Source organism: Nocardia sp. NPDC056564 (genome assembly GCF_042793755.1).
In the GTDB taxonomy this organism is placed as follows: domain Bacteria; phylum Actinomycetota; class Actinomycetes; order Mycobacteriales; family Mycobacteriaceae; genus Nocardia.
In genome coordinates this window covers 1-16,183 of the sequence record NZ_JBHTUR010000003.1, presented here as the reverse complement: position 1 = coordinate 16,183, position 16,183 = coordinate 1, and the positions used below count along the sequence as shown (strand labels likewise).

At 67.5% G+C, this 16,183-nt stretch carries 16 protein-coding genes; 11 read left to right on the top strand and 5 right to left on the bottom strand.

Annotation, left to right across the window (positions count from 1 at the left end):
* The first annotated feature begins 20 nt into the window (after window positions 1–20).
* The 11 genes from ACFQ9K_RS08110 (at window position 21) to ACFQ9K_RS08060 (ending at window position 11,228) form a co-directional block, all read left to right on the top strand.
* Window positions 21–1,364, top strand: coding sequence for a cation:proton antiporter (locus ACFQ9K_RS08110; protein WP_378720913.1), 1,344 nt, complete (start codon window positions 21–23; stop codon window positions 1,362–1,364).
* 74 nt (window positions 1,365–1,438) lie between these two features.
* Complete coding sequence (locus ACFQ9K_RS08105) at window positions 1,439–2,350, top strand: ParB/RepB/Spo0J family partition protein (RefSeq protein WP_378720914.1); 912 nt, start codon at window positions 1,439–1,441, stop codon at window positions 2,348–2,350.
* A 201-nt stretch (window positions 2,351–2,551) separates the two neighbouring features.
* Window positions 2,552–3,790, top strand: coding sequence for a nitrate/nitrite transporter (locus ACFQ9K_RS08100; RefSeq protein WP_378720915.1), 1,239 nt, complete (start codon window positions 2,552–2,554; stop codon window positions 3,788–3,790).
* Window positions 3,791–3,836: 46 nt separating this feature from the next.
* Window positions 3,837–5,033, top strand: a complete 1,197-nt coding sequence (locus ACFQ9K_RS08095) for a M24 family metallopeptidase (protein WP_378720916.1) — start codon at window positions 3,837–3,839, stop codon at window positions 5,031–5,033.
* A gap of 41 nt (window positions 5,034–5,074) precedes the next feature.
* Window positions 5,075–6,133 (top strand): PLP-dependent cysteine synthase family protein, encoded by a 1,059-nt coding sequence (locus tag ACFQ9K_RS08090; protein ID WP_378720918.1) that lies wholly within the window; start codon window positions 5,075–5,077, stop codon window positions 6,131–6,133.
* Window positions 6,130–7,605: a 4-hydroxyphenylacetate 3-hydroxylase family protein gene (locus ACFQ9K_RS08085; RefSeq protein WP_378720920.1), complete on the top strand. Its 1,476-nt coding sequence runs from the start codon at window positions 6,130–6,132 to the stop codon at window positions 7,603–7,605. Before ACFQ9K_RS08090 ends, ACFQ9K_RS08085 begins: the two co-directional genes overlap by 4 nt.
* Before the next feature lie 5 nt (window positions 7,606–7,610).
* Window positions 7,611–8,204: an NADPH-dependent FMN reductase gene (locus ACFQ9K_RS08080; protein WP_378720922.1), complete on the top strand. Its 594-nt coding sequence runs from the start codon at window positions 7,611–7,613 to the stop codon at window positions 8,202–8,204.
* Window positions 8,201–9,040: a hypothetical protein gene (locus ACFQ9K_RS08075; protein ID WP_378720923.1), complete on the top strand. Its 840-nt coding sequence runs from the start codon at window positions 8,201–8,203 to the stop codon at window positions 9,038–9,040. The genes ACFQ9K_RS08080 and ACFQ9K_RS08075 overlap by 4 nt, the downstream gene beginning before the upstream one ends.
* Window positions 9,037–10,002, top strand: coding sequence for a dihydroorotate dehydrogenase (locus tag ACFQ9K_RS08070; protein ID WP_378720925.1), 966 nt, complete (start codon window positions 9,037–9,039; stop codon window positions 10,000–10,002). The genes ACFQ9K_RS08075 and ACFQ9K_RS08070 overlap by 4 nt, the downstream gene beginning before the upstream one ends.
* The gene (gene pyrE, locus ACFQ9K_RS08065) at window positions 9,999–10,520 is read left to right on the top strand and encodes an orotate phosphoribosyltransferase (protein ID WP_378720926.1); all 522 of its coding nucleotides are present in this window, start codon (window positions 9,999–10,001) and stop codon (window positions 10,518–10,520) included. The genes ACFQ9K_RS08070 and pyrE overlap by 4 nt, the downstream gene beginning before the upstream one ends.
* A gap of 66 nt (window positions 10,521–10,586) precedes the next feature.
* Window positions 10,587–11,228, top strand: a complete 642-nt coding sequence (locus tag ACFQ9K_RS08060; RefSeq protein ID WP_378720927.1) for a TIGR00730 family Rossman fold protein — start codon at window positions 10,587–10,589, stop codon at window positions 11,226–11,228.
* 12 nt (window positions 11,229–11,240) lie between these two features.
* On the opposite strand, the gene ACFQ9K_RS08055 is transcribed toward ACFQ9K_RS08060, so the two are convergent.
* The 5 genes from ACFQ9K_RS08055 to ACFQ9K_RS08035 form a co-directional block, all read right to left on the bottom strand.
* On the bottom strand, window positions 11,241–11,972 hold the full coding sequence (locus tag ACFQ9K_RS08055) for an HD domain-containing protein (protein WP_378720928.1): 732 nt from the start codon (window positions 11,970–11,972) through the stop codon (window positions 11,241–11,243).
* Window positions 11,947–13,140: an NAD(P)-dependent oxidoreductase gene (locus ACFQ9K_RS08050; protein WP_378720929.1), complete on the bottom strand. Its 1,194-nt coding sequence runs from the start codon at window positions 13,138–13,140 to the stop codon at window positions 11,947–11,949. The genes ACFQ9K_RS08055 and ACFQ9K_RS08050 overlap by 26 nt, the downstream gene beginning before the upstream one ends.
* Window positions 13,141–13,233: 93 nt before the next feature.
* Window positions 13,234–14,481 (bottom strand): MFS transporter, encoded by a 1,248-nt coding sequence (locus ACFQ9K_RS08045; protein ID WP_378720930.1) that lies wholly within the window; start codon window positions 14,479–14,481, stop codon window positions 13,234–13,236.
* Window positions 14,482–14,793: 312 nt separating this feature from the next.
* Window positions 14,794–15,258 carry a TspO/MBR family protein gene (locus ACFQ9K_RS08040; RefSeq protein WP_378720931.1) on the bottom strand — a complete coding sequence of 155 codons (465 nt, stop codon included), beginning with the start codon at window positions 15,256–15,258 and terminating at the stop codon, window positions 14,794–14,796.
* Window positions 15,259–15,371: 113 nt separating this feature from the next.
* On the bottom strand, window positions 15,372–16,183 hold an 812-nt coding region (locus tag ACFQ9K_RS08035), incomplete at its 5' end, for an MMPL family transporter (RefSeq protein WP_378982959.1).

Sequence of the window (16,183 nt, the reverse complement as noted above, 5' to 3'; positions counted from 1 at the left end):
CACACTCGCAGGGGAGACGTATGTCCACGGAAACGTTGGGAGCACTGACTCTGGCGCTGCTGCTGTTGATCGCCGGCGCCAACCTGTTGGGACAGCTCGCCGCGATGCTGCGCCAGCCGAAGGTGGTCGGCGAGATCGCGGCAGGCATCCTGCTCGGTCCGTCGCTGCTCGGGCTGCTGGCACCCGAGGCGATGGCGCGGATATTCGGCGGCGACGCCCAGGATCCGTCCACGGTGGTGCTGGGGTTCCTCTACCATCTTGGGCTGCTGCTGCTCATGTTCGTGTCCGGCTCGAGCGCCAGAAACATTCTGGGCAAGCAGGATTGGCGGCCGACCGCCTGGCTGCTCGGCGTCGGGACGCCGCTGCCGTTCTTCCTCGCGCTGGCGGTGGCCCCGCTGCTGCCCCTGGCGGATTTCCTGGGCGCCGCGGGCAGCGAACCCGCCGTGCTCCTGGTCTTCGCCATCGCGACGGCGGTCACCTCGATCCCGGTGATCACCAAGATCTTCTACGACCTGGGCATCCTGCACACCCGGTTCGCGAGCCTGGTCCTCGGCGTCGCCGTCGTGGAAGACATCGTGCTCTGGAGCGTGCTGGCGCTGGCCACCGCGATCGCCTCGGCTACCGTCGCCGCGAGCGGGGGCGCGCTGGCCGAAGCCGTGGCGGTGCATGTGGCTGCCAACGTCCTCTACGTGCTGGTCGCCATGACCGTCATGCCACCGCTGCTGCGCCGGCTCGGTCGCGCCCGGTGCAACATCGTCGCCAGGAACGCCCCGATCGCCTGGATCATGGTGGTCGTTCTCGGTTACGTCAGCGTCGCCGCGGCACTGGACGTCACGCTGGCCTTCGCCGCGCTCCTCGCCGGCTTCGGCATCGCCGGCGGCGTGAAAGGCACCGAACAACAACGCTTTCGGGTTCCGCTGACGGCTATCGAGCAGGTCTCCGCGGCCGTGTTCATCCCGCTCTACTTCGCGGTCGTCGGGTACCGGCTCGATTTCACCAAGGGCTTCGCGCCGCTCATGCTGGTCGCGTTTCTGCTCGGCTCCTCGGCGGCGGCCCTGCTGTCCACCGGCCTGGCCGCCCGGCTGGCCGGCTTCCGGCGCCTCGACATCGTCAACCTGGCCGTGACCCGCAACGCCCGCGGCGGACCCGGCATCGTCTTGGCCAGCGTCGCGTTCGACGCGGGAATCATCAACGCGCCCTTCTTCACCACCCTCGTCGTCACCGCCGTGCTGACCTCCCAGGCCTGCGGAGCGTGGCTGGATTTCGTGTTGCGCAAGGGTTGGCCATTACTGTCCGGCGCCGGGGTCGAGGAGCCGGACAAGACTGCCATCAGTGCGCGTCGTTCCGGGGGTGAGAATTGGTAGGCCCGAATCGCGTCCTCGTCTCCACCGGCCACCGCGGCGGTACGGCGTCGGTCGTGCACGAGGTGCTCGCGCGTATGTCGTCCGCGCCAGTGGAGGTTGTCCCGATCGCGTCGATTCTGCCGGGCAGTTCACCGCGCGTCGACGGCCTGAGCCCGGGACACGTTCGCCTGCTGGCCGAGACGGATGAGCCACTGCCTCCGGTGATCGTGCACCGGTCGACGATGCGCATCATCGACGGCGCGCACCGGATACAGGCGGCGCTGGCGTCGGGCCGGAAGACGATCGCGATCAAGTACTTCGACGGCAGCCCGGAAGACGCGTTCGTGCTGGCGGTACAGGCAAACGTAGCGCACGGCCTCCCGCTGTCGATCGCCGATCGCAAGCGGGCCGCGGAGCGACTGCTGGCGTCGCATTCCGGATGGTCGGATCGGTTGATCGGGCACGTCGCCGGTTTGTCGCACAAGACGGTCGGCAAGATGCGGCGGTGTTCCGCCGGGGAGAATCCCCACCTGAACAGCCGGTTGGGCCAGGACGGCAAGGTGTATCGGCTGGAGCTGTCCGAAGGCCGGGACCGCGCCGCGGATTTCATCGCGAACCACCCGGGCGCCTCGTTGCGCGAGATTGCCGAGCACGCGGGGATCTCGGTGGCGACCGCCAAGCGGGTTCGCGACACGGCGCGTCATTCGGCCGCGGTGCCGCTGGGCCGCAAAGCATCTCGGCCCAGCGAGGCGGACGACCGGCCGCGCGCGGTTCCGGTTCAGCAGCTGATTTTACGAAGCTTGCGCAACGATCCGGCCTTGAAGTTCACCGATACCGGCAAGGCGTTGCTGCGGCGATTGGCCGCGGGCACCGCGGACATGTGCACGTGGGAACGGCTGGCTGTCCAGGCTCCGCACCACACCAGGGGCGCCTTGGCCCAACTCGCGCGCGCCAACGCCCGGACCTGGCAGGAATTGGCCGACCGGCTGGAGAAGGCTGGTTCGTGAAGGCGGTGGTGCCCCGATCCGCTTCGGCCCGAACATCCAGTGGCGGAGCGGGTTCCGGCCGCCTGCGCACCCTGCGGCGGGCCACCGAAATCATCGGGTGAATCAATTGAGTACGGCATTGCCGGTTGCTAACGTCCAGGTTGCCAGCCCGTCCTCTGCGACGGGGCATCGAACTGCTGGTGGGAGAGCGGTCGGAGGGGCATGCGTAATCGAATCGGCAGGCTCGGCGATGGACTGGAAACGTCCACTCAGCTGGCGGCTTCGTGCCTGCTCGGAGGCACCGCCGGGTGGTCGCTGACGGCTACGGGCGCGGCCGCCTCCCGCCTTGCGGACACCTATCACGTCGGGCTGGCCGGCGTCGGCGCGCTGACTTCGGCATTCGCGGTGACCTATGCGGCATTTCAGCTGCCCGCGGGTGCGCTGATCGACCGCTTCGGTGTGCGGCGCGCCGGCGGCAGTGGCTTGGTCCTCGTAGCCGTGGCCTATTCGATCGGCGCCCTGACTCCGTCGTTCACTCTGGCGCTGGTGTGTCGTGCGGCGGCAGGCGTAGGCGCGTCCATGTGTTACGTGGCCGGCGCGGAGGCCGCTCGGCGAAGCGGTACCGGAACCATGGGGCAGGGGTTGTTCGGCGGGTTCGCGGCCGCGGCGGGCGGTGTGGCACTCGTCGTCGTGCCCGGAACCGTCGGGCTGCTGGGCTGGCGGGCAAGTTGGCTCACCTGCGTGGCCATCGCCTGCGTCGGCCTTGCCGTCCTGCTGTCCCCGGCGACCACCGCGTTCGCGGCAGGGCGGTTCGATCGCCCGGTGCGGCCGGAGATGCCTAGGGGTGGAACGGTTTTGGCGGATGCTCAGCTGTACCGGCTGGCCGCCGTGCACACCGTTACCTTCGGTGGCAGCATCGTGCTCAGCAACTGGACCGCCCTGATTCTGCAACGGACATGGGGGATGACCGGTGCCGCGGCCGAAGGGACCGCCTCGCTGATCTTGCTGACGACGGTGGTGAGCCGCCCGGCCGGTGGGTATCTCGCTCGCCGCCACCCGCTGCGGATGCGCGGCTGGACGTTCGGTTCGTTGCTGATCGGCGGCGCGGCCGTGCTTGCGCTGGCGCACCGTGGCCCGTTCGCCGTCGCCCTGGGTGCGGCGGTGATTCTCGGCGTCGCCTCGGGCCTGCCGTTCGCCGCGACCTTTGCCTCCGCGCAACGCCGTCACGCCGAGCGGCCCGCCGCGGCGATCGGTTTGATGAACGCCAACGCCAACTTTCTCATCGTCATCGGCACGCCACTCGTCGGCGCCGCGCTCGAAGGTGGTCATACCGCGCTCACCCTGGCCGGCTTCGCCGTCCTGTGGGTGGCGCCGCTGCTGGCCCTGCCGAAATACGACCTGGCCGTAAACGACAAGGACGACGTCGAGGAATCGTCGATCGGTACCGCTCGATCGGACTGACTCGATACGGCGTCGATATCGACAAAACTATATGGGGGCTCAATTCATGCGTATCAACCACACACGCCTGCAACAGCGGATGAGCGATTTCCGGCTCGATGCCGTGGTCGGTAGTACCGCGGAGAATCTGTATTACCTCACCGGAATAGACAGTGTGCATCTCGGCATGTTTCCCCATTCCGGGCGGGCGTTCGCCGCGCTGCCCTGGAATACCGGAGACGGGGCGATTTTCGTCTGCGGCGGCTGCGAGATAGACCAGTTTCTCGACGCCGACGAGAAGATCGTGGAAGCCGTTGCCTACGGCGCCTTCTACCGGGAGGTGCCGGAGGAGGAGGTGACGATGACACCCGAAGACGAGTGGCTTCGTCAGGTCACCGTGGGGTCCCGGTTCGACGACGCGCTGTCCGCGCTGGCGTATGCGATTCGCACGGTCTGTCCGGGCGGCGGCCGAATCGGACTGGACGAGGACGGTGTGCCGAGTACGTTCGTCGACGCGCTGGCCGAGCGCCTGCCGCGGTGGGAGATCGTGCCGGCGGCCGAGCATCTGCGGTATGTGCGCCAAGTAAAGACCGAGCGCGAACTGGAGTTGATCGCGGCCGCCGCGGCCGTCGGGGAGAACGCGATTCGCGCGACGATCGCCATCGCCGAGGAGGGGGTGACCGAGCGGGAGTTGGTTCGCGAATTCAATCGTTCGGTCGCCGCGCAGGGTGGTGCGGCGAAGTTCACCCTCATCAGGATCGGAGCCAACGCGGTCGCGGGTCAGCGCCGCGCCACCGGGACGGCGCTGCGCCGGGGGCAGGCGGTCTGGTTCGACGTCGGCGCGGTCGTCGGCGGCTACTGGTTCGACATCGCGCGCGTGTGCACCCTGGGCGAACCCGACGCGCGGCTGGACAAGTTGTATAGCGCGGTGCTCGCGGGGGAACAGGCCGCGTTGGATCAGGCGCGGCCCGGGATGTCCGGCGCGGAACTATTCGAGCTGACCACCGACCGCGTCCGGGAAGCCGGCATCCCGCACTACCGCCGCAATCATGTCGGTCACGGAATCGGTGTCGAGGTCTATGACCCGGTGCTCATCCGGCCGGACAGCACCACCGAACTCGAGCCCGGCACGGTCGTCAACATCGAGACGCCGTACTACGAATTCGGATTCGGGTGTGTCCATGTCGAGGATCCATTCGTTGTCGAGGTCGGCGGAAATCGATTGCTCACGACCTCGACTCGGGACCTGATCGTTTTGCCCTGACCGCTCGTCGAGGTCACCCAAGCCGTATTCCAGGAGAACACATGATTTACGAGAACGTGCTCGAAACGCTCGGCGATACGCCGGTCGTGCGCTTGCGGAAGTTGCTGCCCCGGCGCGCCGACCGCATCTATGTCAAACTCGAGGGCGCCAATCCGTCCGGAAGCATCAAAGACCGGGCCGCGTTGTACATGGTCGAGGCCGCCGAAAAAAGGGGCTATCTCGGCCCGGGGGCCACATTGATCGAATCCACCTCGGGCAATCTGGGTAAATCGCTGGCGCTCATCGGCGCCGTCAAGGGTTACCGGGTCATTTTGGTGGTGGATCCGAAGACTCCGCAATCGGTGCTGTCCTACGCGGCCAGCCTCGGCGCGGAACTGGACATGGTGACCAGGCCCGACGGCAACGGCAGCTATCAGAAGACGCGGATCGAGCGGGTACGTCAGCTGCTGGACGAGATTCCGGGCGCGCGCAACCTCGATCAGTACAACAACCCGGACAACCCGAGGGCGTACACCCGATTCGCCGCGCCGGAGATCGTCAAGGATTTCGACCATCTGGATGCGCTGGTCGTCGCGGTCAGTACCGGCGGGCATATCATCGGATTGAGCAGCGCGTTGAAAGACCATTTTCCCGGGCTGCACGTGCGTGCGGTCGACGCGGTGGGGTCGGCGGCGTTCGGGCATCCTTTCGCGCCGTACAAGATGCGCGGTATCGGGCTGAGCTGGATTCCGGCGAATCTGCGTAGCGAACTGGTCGACTCGCTGCACCGCGTCGCCGACACCGAGGCGTTGTCGATCTGTCGGGCGCTGGCCGCCGAGGAGGGCCTGCTGCTGGGCGAGTCGGGGGGTGCCGCGGTCTTCGCGGCGCTGACCTATGCGGCGGCGAATCCTGGACAGGTGGTGCTTGCGATCGCTCCGGACAGCGGCGTGAACTACCTGTACGAGTCGTATGACGATCAGTGGTTGCGCGGGCAGGGCATCCTGCCCGGCAGCCTGTTCGGCACGTCCGCGGCTTTGCTGCGGCACACGGTCACGCCGATGTATCCGCCTGCGGCGACGGCGAACCCGGTCGACCGGCCGTTCGGGGAGGTGCGGGCATGATTCGCACGGGAGCGGACTACCTGCGCGGCCTGCGCGACGGGCGTGAGGTCTGGCTGACCGGCCGCAGGGTGCCGGATGTTCTGGCGGAGCCGGCCCTGGCCGGCGTCGCACACAGCGTGGCGCGCCTCTACGATCTCCAGCACGATCCGGAACTCCAGGACGTGCTCGTCGATCAGGAAGACGGGCAGCTCTTTCCGGTCTCGCTGACCGCACCGCGCGACGCGCACGCGCTGCGCCGGCGCGGGGCGGCCTTCCGTGCCACCGCGGCGGCCACGTTCGGATTGCTCGGGCGCTCACCGGATTTCGTGAACACCGCGGTCACCGCCTTCGCCTCCGCCGACGCCTTCTTCGCCTCGGTCGACCCTCGGTTCGGCCGCAACATCCGCGCGTTCCACGCGCAGTGCCGGACCAGCGACCTGTTCCTTTCGCACGCCACCATCAATCCGCCCGCCGATCGTGGGCGCAGCTCCAACGACCAGGACGACCCGTACATCCATCTGCGAATCGTCCGCGAAACAAGCGAGGGCGTGGTCGTTCGTGGCGCCAAGCTGATCGGCACGCTCGTGCCGATCGCGGACGAGATCGTCGTGTTCCCGCTGCCGAAATACCATCCCGGCGATGAGGCATACACGGTGGCCTTTTCGATACCGGTGGCGACGCCGGGCGTGCGGATCGTCTGCCGGGAACCCTTCGTCAGCGACCCGGGGCGATCGGTGAGCAACCCGCTGGCCGCGTACGACGAAATGGATGCCACCTGCATTTTCGACGATGTCACCGTGCCCTGGGACCGGGTGTTCTTCTACGGTGACGTCGACGCCGCCAACCGCATGTACGACGTCACCACCGCCCGCCATCACACCGGACAGCACGGCATCGTCCGTGGCGCCGCGAAGGCCGAGCTGCTGGTCGGCATCGCCATCGCGCTCGCCGAGATGTCGGGAACCAACGCATTCCTGCACGTGCAGGAGATGCTCGGAGAAGTCCTGGGTGCGCTCGAGCTCGCGAAGGCGGGGGTGTTGGCTGCCGAGGCGAACGCCGGGCCCTCCGTGTGGGGGACCCACACGCCGGCCATCGAGCCGATCATGGCGCTGCGCTACCACTTTCCCAAGCTGACCGCCCGCATGCTCGAGGTCATCCAGATACTCGGCGGCGGAAGCCTTCTCGGCACTCCGGCCGAAGAAGATCTGCGCAGCGAGCTGTGGCCCGTGGTCGAACCGTTCTTCCGCGGCCGCGGCGTATCGGGGGAAGAGCGGGTTCGTCTGCTCAAACTCGCCTGGGACGCGTCCGGAAGTGCGTTTGGGCAGCGGCAGATGCAGTACGAGCGGTACCACTCGGGAGACCCGGTGCGCCTGGCCGCCGCCCAGTATTTCGGTTACGACACCACCTCCCTGCTCGACGGCGTCGGCCGCGCGCTGAATCCTCGGCCGGTCATTGCGATGGCGCCGGAGAAGCGAGTGGAGATGGCCGAGTGACCCGGATGTTCGTGCCCAGACGGCTGCTCGTGCTCGCCGGCGCGGCGGCGCCCGCGTCCCGCACCCGTGCCGTGTCCGAGCTGATCTGCCGCACCATCGCGGACGGCGGAAGCCGGCCGGTCCTGCGCGACCTGGTCGACCACCCCGTTCCGCTGGTGCACCACAATTCGGGTCGCTCGGCGCTGGCCGACCTCAGATCCCAGGCGGCGCAGACCGAAGGCATGGTCTGGGTGACACCGTGCTATCACGGCAGCTACTCCGGGATACTCAAGAACTGCCTGGACCAGATGCGCCGGGAAGATCTGCAGGGCAAGCCGGTCGGCGTGGTGGCGGTCGGCCATTCGCTGAGTGCCGTTCAGGCCTGTGATCACCTCCGTGCCGTCGCGCGGGCACTCGGTTGCGTCAGCGCGCCGACGCAGGTGGTGGTCACCGAGGCGGAAGCCATGCACGACGACGCCGACGGGTCCGACCTGGAGAACTGCTCGATCACCCGGGTACGCCGGATGATCCGGGAGATCCACACGCTCGCCGAAGTCACGTGGGGTTTGCGCAACGATTCGAACGGCGAGGTCGTCTACTCATCGAGGAAGGGATCATGATCGATCTACGCTCGTCCACGCCGCCCGTCCGGGAGGACGCCGAGGTAATCGCCTGCACGACCGTGCCGCACTACACGCTGGTGGAGCTGGCCGCACCGCGGATAGCGGGCCGGCTCGAACCCGGGCAGTTCGTCTCGGTGCCCGCGCCGCCGGAACAGGGGCCACCGGGCCGGTGGATGCTGTCACCGTCGGCGGTCCGGTCGCGCGCGAGGTCCGGCGTCCTTCGCTTCATCATGAACCGCGGCAACGCTTTTCGGACCGCGTTCGACACCCTGCGGCCCGGTGACCACGTCTCGCTGATCGGCGCGCTCGGCTGCCCGGTGCGTCTGTCCGAGGTACCGGGGCCGGTATTGATCGTGGCCGTGGGGCACGGGGTCGCGTTCGCCTGTCATCTCGCGGAGGAGCTGTCCCGGCGGGACCGGCCCTGTGCGGTGCACGTGTTCTTCCCCGAACCGGTGACCGAGACCGCGACGCCCTGGCTCGCGGATGTCCCGGACCGGGCAGCCATAACCGTTGCGGCGACGCCGGATTCGCGGCACTGGGCGCCCCGGCTGCGCGCCCTGCTCGCCGCGGTCGAACCAGGACAGGTCGTGGTCGCGGCCGCCACGCCGATAGCGCGGTCGATCGCCGGCGAATGCCACGCCCGGACGGTGCCGTGCCAGGTCCTGACCGAGCCGTTCATGGCCTGCGGCCTCGGACTGTGCCTGACCTGTGCCGTGCCGGTGCGCGACGGCGAACTGCGCAGGCGGTATGCGCGCGGCTGCGTCGAGGGTCCGGCCTTCGCGGCGGACACCATCGAGTGGGAACTGCTCGGGGCCACGGGGAGCCCGGAATGAGCGCGGCAGCCGACACCGTCGATCTCACCGCCGACCTGGCCGGCCTGCCACTGACCACACCGATCGTGCTCGCGTCGGGCACCGCGATGTACGGCCGGGAGATCGGTGCGTTCCTCGATCTCGGCCGGATCGGCGCCGTAGTGACGAAGTCGGTCCTGCCGCGTCCATGGGACGGCCTACCTCCGGTGCGGGCAGCCAGGACACCCGCGGGCATGCTCAATGCCATCGGCCTCCAGGGAGAAGGGATAGACGCGCTACTCGACGAGCAGTTGGCCTGGCTGACCGAACACGGTGCCACCGTGATCGTTTCCCTGGCCGGGCACTCCATCGACGACTACGCCGCGGCCGCGGCGCGGATCGCCGCGCACGAACTGCCGGTCGACACCGTGGAACTCAACATCTCCTGTCCCAATGTGGCGGACCAGAACAAGGTCTTCGCCCGGGATTCGACCGCCGCGGCCGAAGTCGTCGCCGGGGTCCGGGCGGTGTTGCCGCGTACTCGGTTGTCGGCCAAGCTCAGTGCGGACGTCCCCGACATCGTCGAGGTGGCCAGGGCCTGCGTCGAGGCAGGCGCGGACGCGTTGAGCTTGATCAACACCCTGCTCGGCGCGGCCATTCATCCACGGACACTGCGTCCCTCGCTGTCCGCCGTCTTCGGCGGGCTTTCCGGGCCCGCTATCCGGCCGGTCGCGGTGCGGTGCATCTGGCAAGTCCATCAAGCCATGCCCGACATCCCGATTCTCGGCGGCGGCGGGGTTCGCAGCGGGCAGGATGTCATCGAATTGACGGCGGCCGGGGCCTCCGCGGTCGCCATCGGCACGATCAACTTCGAGGAACCCGACGCCGCGGTACGCATCACCGCGGAGCTGCGCGCAGCGCTCGCCCGGCACGGTTATCGGCGATATCGAGATCTGATCGGCGTAGCCCATCGGGGGCGGGTGGCGAGCGGAGCGGGCGCGTGAGCGAGCTGGCCGAACTCATCCGCGCGAACGCGGTGGTACGTGGCCGGTTCACGCTGGCCTCCGGCGCGACGTCCGATCACTACTTCGATCTTCGCCGAATCAGCCTGCATCCCAGGGGTTCCCAGCTCATCGGCGACGCGATCATCGATCACACCCGGGACTGGGGCTACGACGCGGTCGCCGGACTGGCGCTCGGCGCCGTACCCGTGGCCATCGCCGCGATGACCGCTGCCCGAGATCGCGGCAGGCAGTTGCCCGCGCTCATCATCCGAAAGGAGCCGAAGCGGCATGGTCTGCGGCGGCGGATCGAGGGCGGCGACATTCGGGACACCCGGGTCCTCATCGTGGAGGATACGTCGACCACCGGCGACTCCACGTTGATCGCGGTCGATGCCGTCCGGGAGGAGGGCGGCACCGTCGTGGGTGTACTGCTGCTCGTCGATCGCGGGGGCGCCGAGGCGATCGGCGCCGCGGGTATCGTCGTTCGTTCCGTGTTCACCGCCGCCGACCTGCTGTAGTCGATCTCGACGCGCCGTGGGACTGCGCGAACCCGTTGTGGCACAGGTCGGTACGATGGCGCGGTATTGCCCGGCCCGGTCGATCGAGAGGGAGGGAAAATGCAAGAGACCCAGCTGGACGGTGCGGTCGTGCCATCCACATCGTCGGTTCGGAGCATCGCTGTCTTCACCGGCTCCTCGATCGGTAAGCCTCCGGTCGCCGATCGCGTTCGGGTGTTCGGACGCGCTCTCGCCCAACGCGATATCGCGGTTGTCTACGGGGGCGGACATGTCGGCCTGATGGGTGTGCTGGCCGACACCGTCCTGGCGGCTAAGGGCACTGTCGTCGGCGTGATGCCGATCCATCTGATCAACCAGGAACTGGCCCATCGGGGGCTGACCGAACTGCACACCGTCGAGTCGATGCATGAGCGGAAGGCGGCCATGGCTGCGCGCGCGGACGCGTTCGTGGCGCTGCCCGGTGGCACCGGCACGTTGGAAGAGTTCTTCGAAGCGTGGACGTGGGGGCAACTTGGGCTGCACAAGAAGCCGGTCTGTCTGTTGGACGTCGAGGGCTTCTGGCACCATCTGCTCGCGATGCTGCGGAGAATGGTCGATGACGGCTTTCTCGCACCGCACCTGCTCGACGCCCTGATCGTGGCCGAGGACGTCGAGTCGATGCTCGATCAGATAGACGCCTGGCGCGCACCGGCCGACAAGTGGGCGTGACCGGCCGGTCGCTCAGTCATCGATGCCGGACCACGGCCGAGTAGGCCTGTCCGGCAGCCGCTTTCGCCATTCGGCGATGCGCGCCCCGGCCTCCGGGAGCGCCTGCTCCCACTCGTCGATGAAGTCGCCGACGAACGCCCGCATGACCAGGGTCCGCTGCTGGGCGAGGGCTTTTCCGGTCGCCGTCAGCATGTCCGACTCCAGGCGAAAGAGCTTTTCGTAGAAGTGCGCGAGCACCGAGCTGGTCTTGCCGGGCGAGTAGTGGTCGGACGGTAGGGCCTGCGGCTGCCACAGTGGCTCGCCGAGTCCGCCGCCGTAGGCGAAGGCTCGGGCGATGCCGACCGCCCCGATCGCGTCGAGATTGTCGGCGTCGTGGACGATCGCCGCCTCGATGCTCCAGTCCGGCGGCAACCCCTGCCCGAACGAGTAGGCGGAGGTCTGATCGATGATCCGCCGGACGCGATCCCAGTCCCGCGCCGGGACGTTCAACTCCGACAGCAACTGAACCGTCATTTCCCACGCTTCCGCGATGGACACGTGCTCCTTGTGCTCAAGTCGCTCGATGATCCGATGGCAGTCGTGCAGGTATACCGACAACAGCGCCAGCTCGAGGTCGCCGCCCTCGGCGCCGACCAGCGTCCGGGTCAGGCCCGCCACCCGATCCAGGTGTGACATATCGTGCGCGGAGTCGGCGGCGGCGAACAGCTCGAGCACGCGGTCACGAACGTCGAGTGCCGGGAACATTCTTTCCTCCATAGAGATGGCACCAGCGGGCCGCGAAATTGCGCTGGTGCTCGGTCGGCAGCCGGTTGATCCCGTCCGGTCCACCGTTCTCGACACCGTGCGCGGCCGCGATGGTGAGCGCGAACAGCTCGGTGTACACCAGGTCCAGGGTATTGCCGAGAATACTGTTGTGCACGAAGTTCACCGGCCTGCCCTCGTTGAGCAGCCAGGTATTCTTCCCGTCCAGCGCAATGCGCGCGAGATATTTGGATATGCGCTCGACGCGGCCCTCGGCATCGAGATCTTCGACCGGAAATTCCACCTGTTTCGAACTGCCCGAGGCCAATACCGTGTCGTGATCGAGCAGTTCGAAGTCCGCCACCGTGAGTGAGCGGTGACCGCTCACGCCGACGATGACATTGCAGGTGCGCAGCAATCGGGTCCGGCCGTGCACTTCGAAGCCATCGGTCGCCGCGCCGGCCGAGGCGATCGGATCGATGTCGTACACGTGCACGCGCGCGCCCATCCGCTTGAGCCCCTGTGCGGTGTATCGGCCGATTCCGCCGTAGCCGAGCACCCCGACGGTCTGGTTCCCGACCAGCCGGTTGAGTTCGGAACGGAACAGCGCGTCGACCGAGTGCGCGACGCCGTCGCCGACTCGCCGATCTTCGAGTCGCTTGAGCGGACTGTCGGCGATGGTGTAGATCGGAACTCGCCGATCCCGGACCGCCCGATAGCGCCACAGCCCCTGGTTCGTATCCTCGACGATTGCCGAAACGCCAGCCGCGGCAAGGTCTTCGGTGATCTCCGCGCAGTATCCACCGACCTCCTGGACGATCACGTCGCCGCCGTGGGACCGCGCGGCCGCCAGCACCGCCGGGGCGATCTCCGCGATCGACTCGACTGTCCGCAGCGGGATGCCGCGTCGGCGCAGCTCCAGAGCTGCCGCGGCGCTCAACGAGTACGGCACCGGTATCACGGTGATCAGTGCGAAGGATTCGGCCAGCCGCAGCACGTACTCGACGGATGTTTCGAGCAGATGGGTGACGAGCACCAGGCCCGCCCCCGGAGCGGCCGACTGCTGCTGCACCTCCGCCATCAGGCGCAGGGGTGCGACTCGCGATTCGATCCCGGCGGGCACGGGTGCGTAGTCCGCGACCGCGCCCCGGCTGTCCACTGATGTCATCATGCTTTTTCCTTCGAATCACGGACACCGGGCGACATTATTCGGGCGACAGCGCGATGGTCGTCGATCCGTGTTCTCCCGGCATATCCCTCGATATCAGGAAGGCGCGATAGGTTCATCTTCGAAGCTTTCGGTTCGAGTTACGACTGGTAGCTTGAATTGTTTGGCGAGCCAGGTGGTAACCGTGGCGATCACGAGTGGCACGACGATGAGGGCGCCGCCGGCACCCCAGCCGCCGCCCGCGATCAAGATTCCGGAGATCGCGGCGCCTGCGGCAGTGCCGAGCAGCACCATAGAGACCAGCCAGGCGAAGACTTCGGTTTCGGTGCCGGGCAGGGTCTGGGTCGAAATCGCGACGAAGGCGGCGGCGATGGTCGGCGCCAGCGGAATTCCGGCCACGAATACGGTGGCACAGAGCATCGGCAGCGACGACGACCCCAGCAGCCCGACGCAGGCCGTCGGGACGTATCCGAGCATGAGCGCCCCGCACAGGAGGGGCAGATGGTCGACCGCCGCGGAGCGTGGCGCCCGCCGGCCGTACGCGATTCCGCCGATCAGCGCGCCGAATGAGTTGGCGCCGAGGATAATTCCCGACTGGCCGGGGCTGTGGTTGTCGTTGGCGAATGCCACCGCGGTCAGGTTCAGTATCCCGAGCGCGGCGCCGATGAACAGGAAGGACACCAGAATGGAATCGACGCTTATTCGCCCCAGCGGTCCCCACCAGCGGATCGGCGGTTCGGCGGTCCGGCGCCGCGCCGTCCAGCGGGCGACCGGGTCGATGAGACAGTAGGCGACGGTTCCGGCGACGGACAGCACCGTCACGAAGACGAGGCCGAACGACGGATTGACCATGGCGGCGCATCCGGCGGCCAGCAAAGGGCCCACGATGAAGATGAGTTCTTGCAGCCCGCTGTCCAATGCGAACGCCGAATGAACCAGTTTGTCGTCCCGGAGCACAGCGGACCAGATGGTCCGCAGGCAGGCCTCCAGCGGCGGGGTGAACAACCCGGCCATGATGACGCAGCCGAATACCAGGATCGCTGTCCGCGTCGGATCGACAACGGCGAGCAGAATATATCCGCAGCCGGAAGCGATCGAACTGGCCAGCAGGACGGGTACCTGTCTGGTCCGATCGATCGCCCGGCCCAGAATCGGACTGCCGATGGCCGTCGCGATCCCGTAGGCCGCCGCTGCGAGTCCGGCCCGCCCGTAACTGAACCCGGACTGGGTCAAATAGATGAGGATCGCGACGGTGCCGCTGCCGTTCGGAATACGGCCGATGAAGTTGGTGGTCAGAAGCGCGCGAACGTAACGTGTCCGCAGCAATTGGTTGTAGGACATCATGCCGAAAGCTCGGTTCCAAGAAGATGTGCACGCACAATTCACCGCCGTCAGGTCGGTGCAGGTAACCCGGATAATCGGTAAACCGGTGCGAGAGCGGGCTATAGCCCGTGCCGCGTAGACCGGCCGGATTCGAACACTGCTCCAGCGCAGCGCAATGATCACCCCCCGTTCACGCTTGCGAGCCGCATTAATACTGAATGGAAGGACGCTATCAGGGCAGCATGGAACGGGCAATCACAGCACGCTGCGCATCCAGGTGCGATGTTGCCGGTCACCAGCCGCGGCCACCGCGGCTGGATTCGGGTGGCCTGGTTAGTTGTTCAGTTGCCACACACTGAAATTGAGGGCGGTGGCGAAGATCGTCCAGCAGAGGTAGGGGACCAGCAGGGCGGCGGCCAGTCGGCTGTGCCGGGAGAACAGGCGGACCGTTGCCGACAGGGTGACGAGTAGTACCAGGATTTCGATCAGGGCGAGACCGCGACGTTCGGCGGCGAAGAACAGCGGTGTCCACAGGGCGTTCAGTGCCAGCTGGATGACGTACGCGGCGAGGGCGATTCGCACGGCCGGCCAGCGTTCGCCGCGCCACACCCACCAGGCGGCGAATGCCATCATGCAGTAGAGCAGGGTCCAGACCGGTCCGAACAGCCAGGCGGGCGGTGCCCAGGCAGGCTGGTTCAGCCGGTCATATTGCGATGCCGACGACGTGGCGGACAAGCTGCCGGTGGTGGCCGCGGCGGCCACGAGCAACAGCGACACCGCCAGACCTGCCGCCTGCACGCCGGGACGATACGGCGAAGGGGCTGTCTCCGAATCCGATCGGGAGTTCGACATCGATCCGACCTGATGTTCCATCACTGTCGACCTTTATCGTTGTCGTGCCGAAGCATTGGCTATCGGTGCGCCGAACCGACGGCGTAACGATGCCCGTCGCGCGGAGCCGGCGTGGTGGTGCTCGCGTGCGGTCTGCTCGGCCACCAGATCCGGTCACCGAGAATGCTGAACAATGCCGGAATGATGACGGTGCGGACGACGAAGGTGTCCAGCAGAATCCCGAGCGCTACCACGATGCCGAGTTGCGTGAGCGTGATCAACGGCAACACGCCGAGCACGCAGAACACCGCGGCCAGCACGATGCCGGCGCTGGTGATCACCGCGCCGGTGGTGGCCACCGCACGGACGATGCCGTCGGTGGTGCCGTGTGCGCGGGTCTCCTCTTTGGCCCGAGTGGTGAGAAAGATGGTGTAGTCCACGCCCAGGGCGACCAGGAACAGGAACGCGAACAACGGAACGCTGGTATCCATGGCGGGAAAGCCGAGAAGGTGGGTGCTCAGCCAGCTTCCGAGTCCGAGCGCCGCCAGCGCGCTGAGCGCGGTGACGCCGACGAGCAGCAGCGCGGCCGGTAGCGCGCCGAGCAGCGCGAGCAGGATCGCGAGCACCACGCCGAGGATGATCGGGATGACCAGCAGCCGATCATGTTCCGCGGCGGAGCGGGTGTCCAGCGCTTGCGCGTCGCTGCCGCCGACCAGTGCGTCCGGGATCGCGGCGAGCCGGTCGCGGAGCTCGGTGATCGTGGCGAAGGCCTGGTCGGATGCGGGCGGCGCGTCGAGCACGACCGCCCATCGGCGCAGTCCGGTGGGCGCGGTCCCGGTTTCGGTCGCGCGCAGCACGCCGGGAGTTCGGGACAGCGCCGCTTCGACGTCGG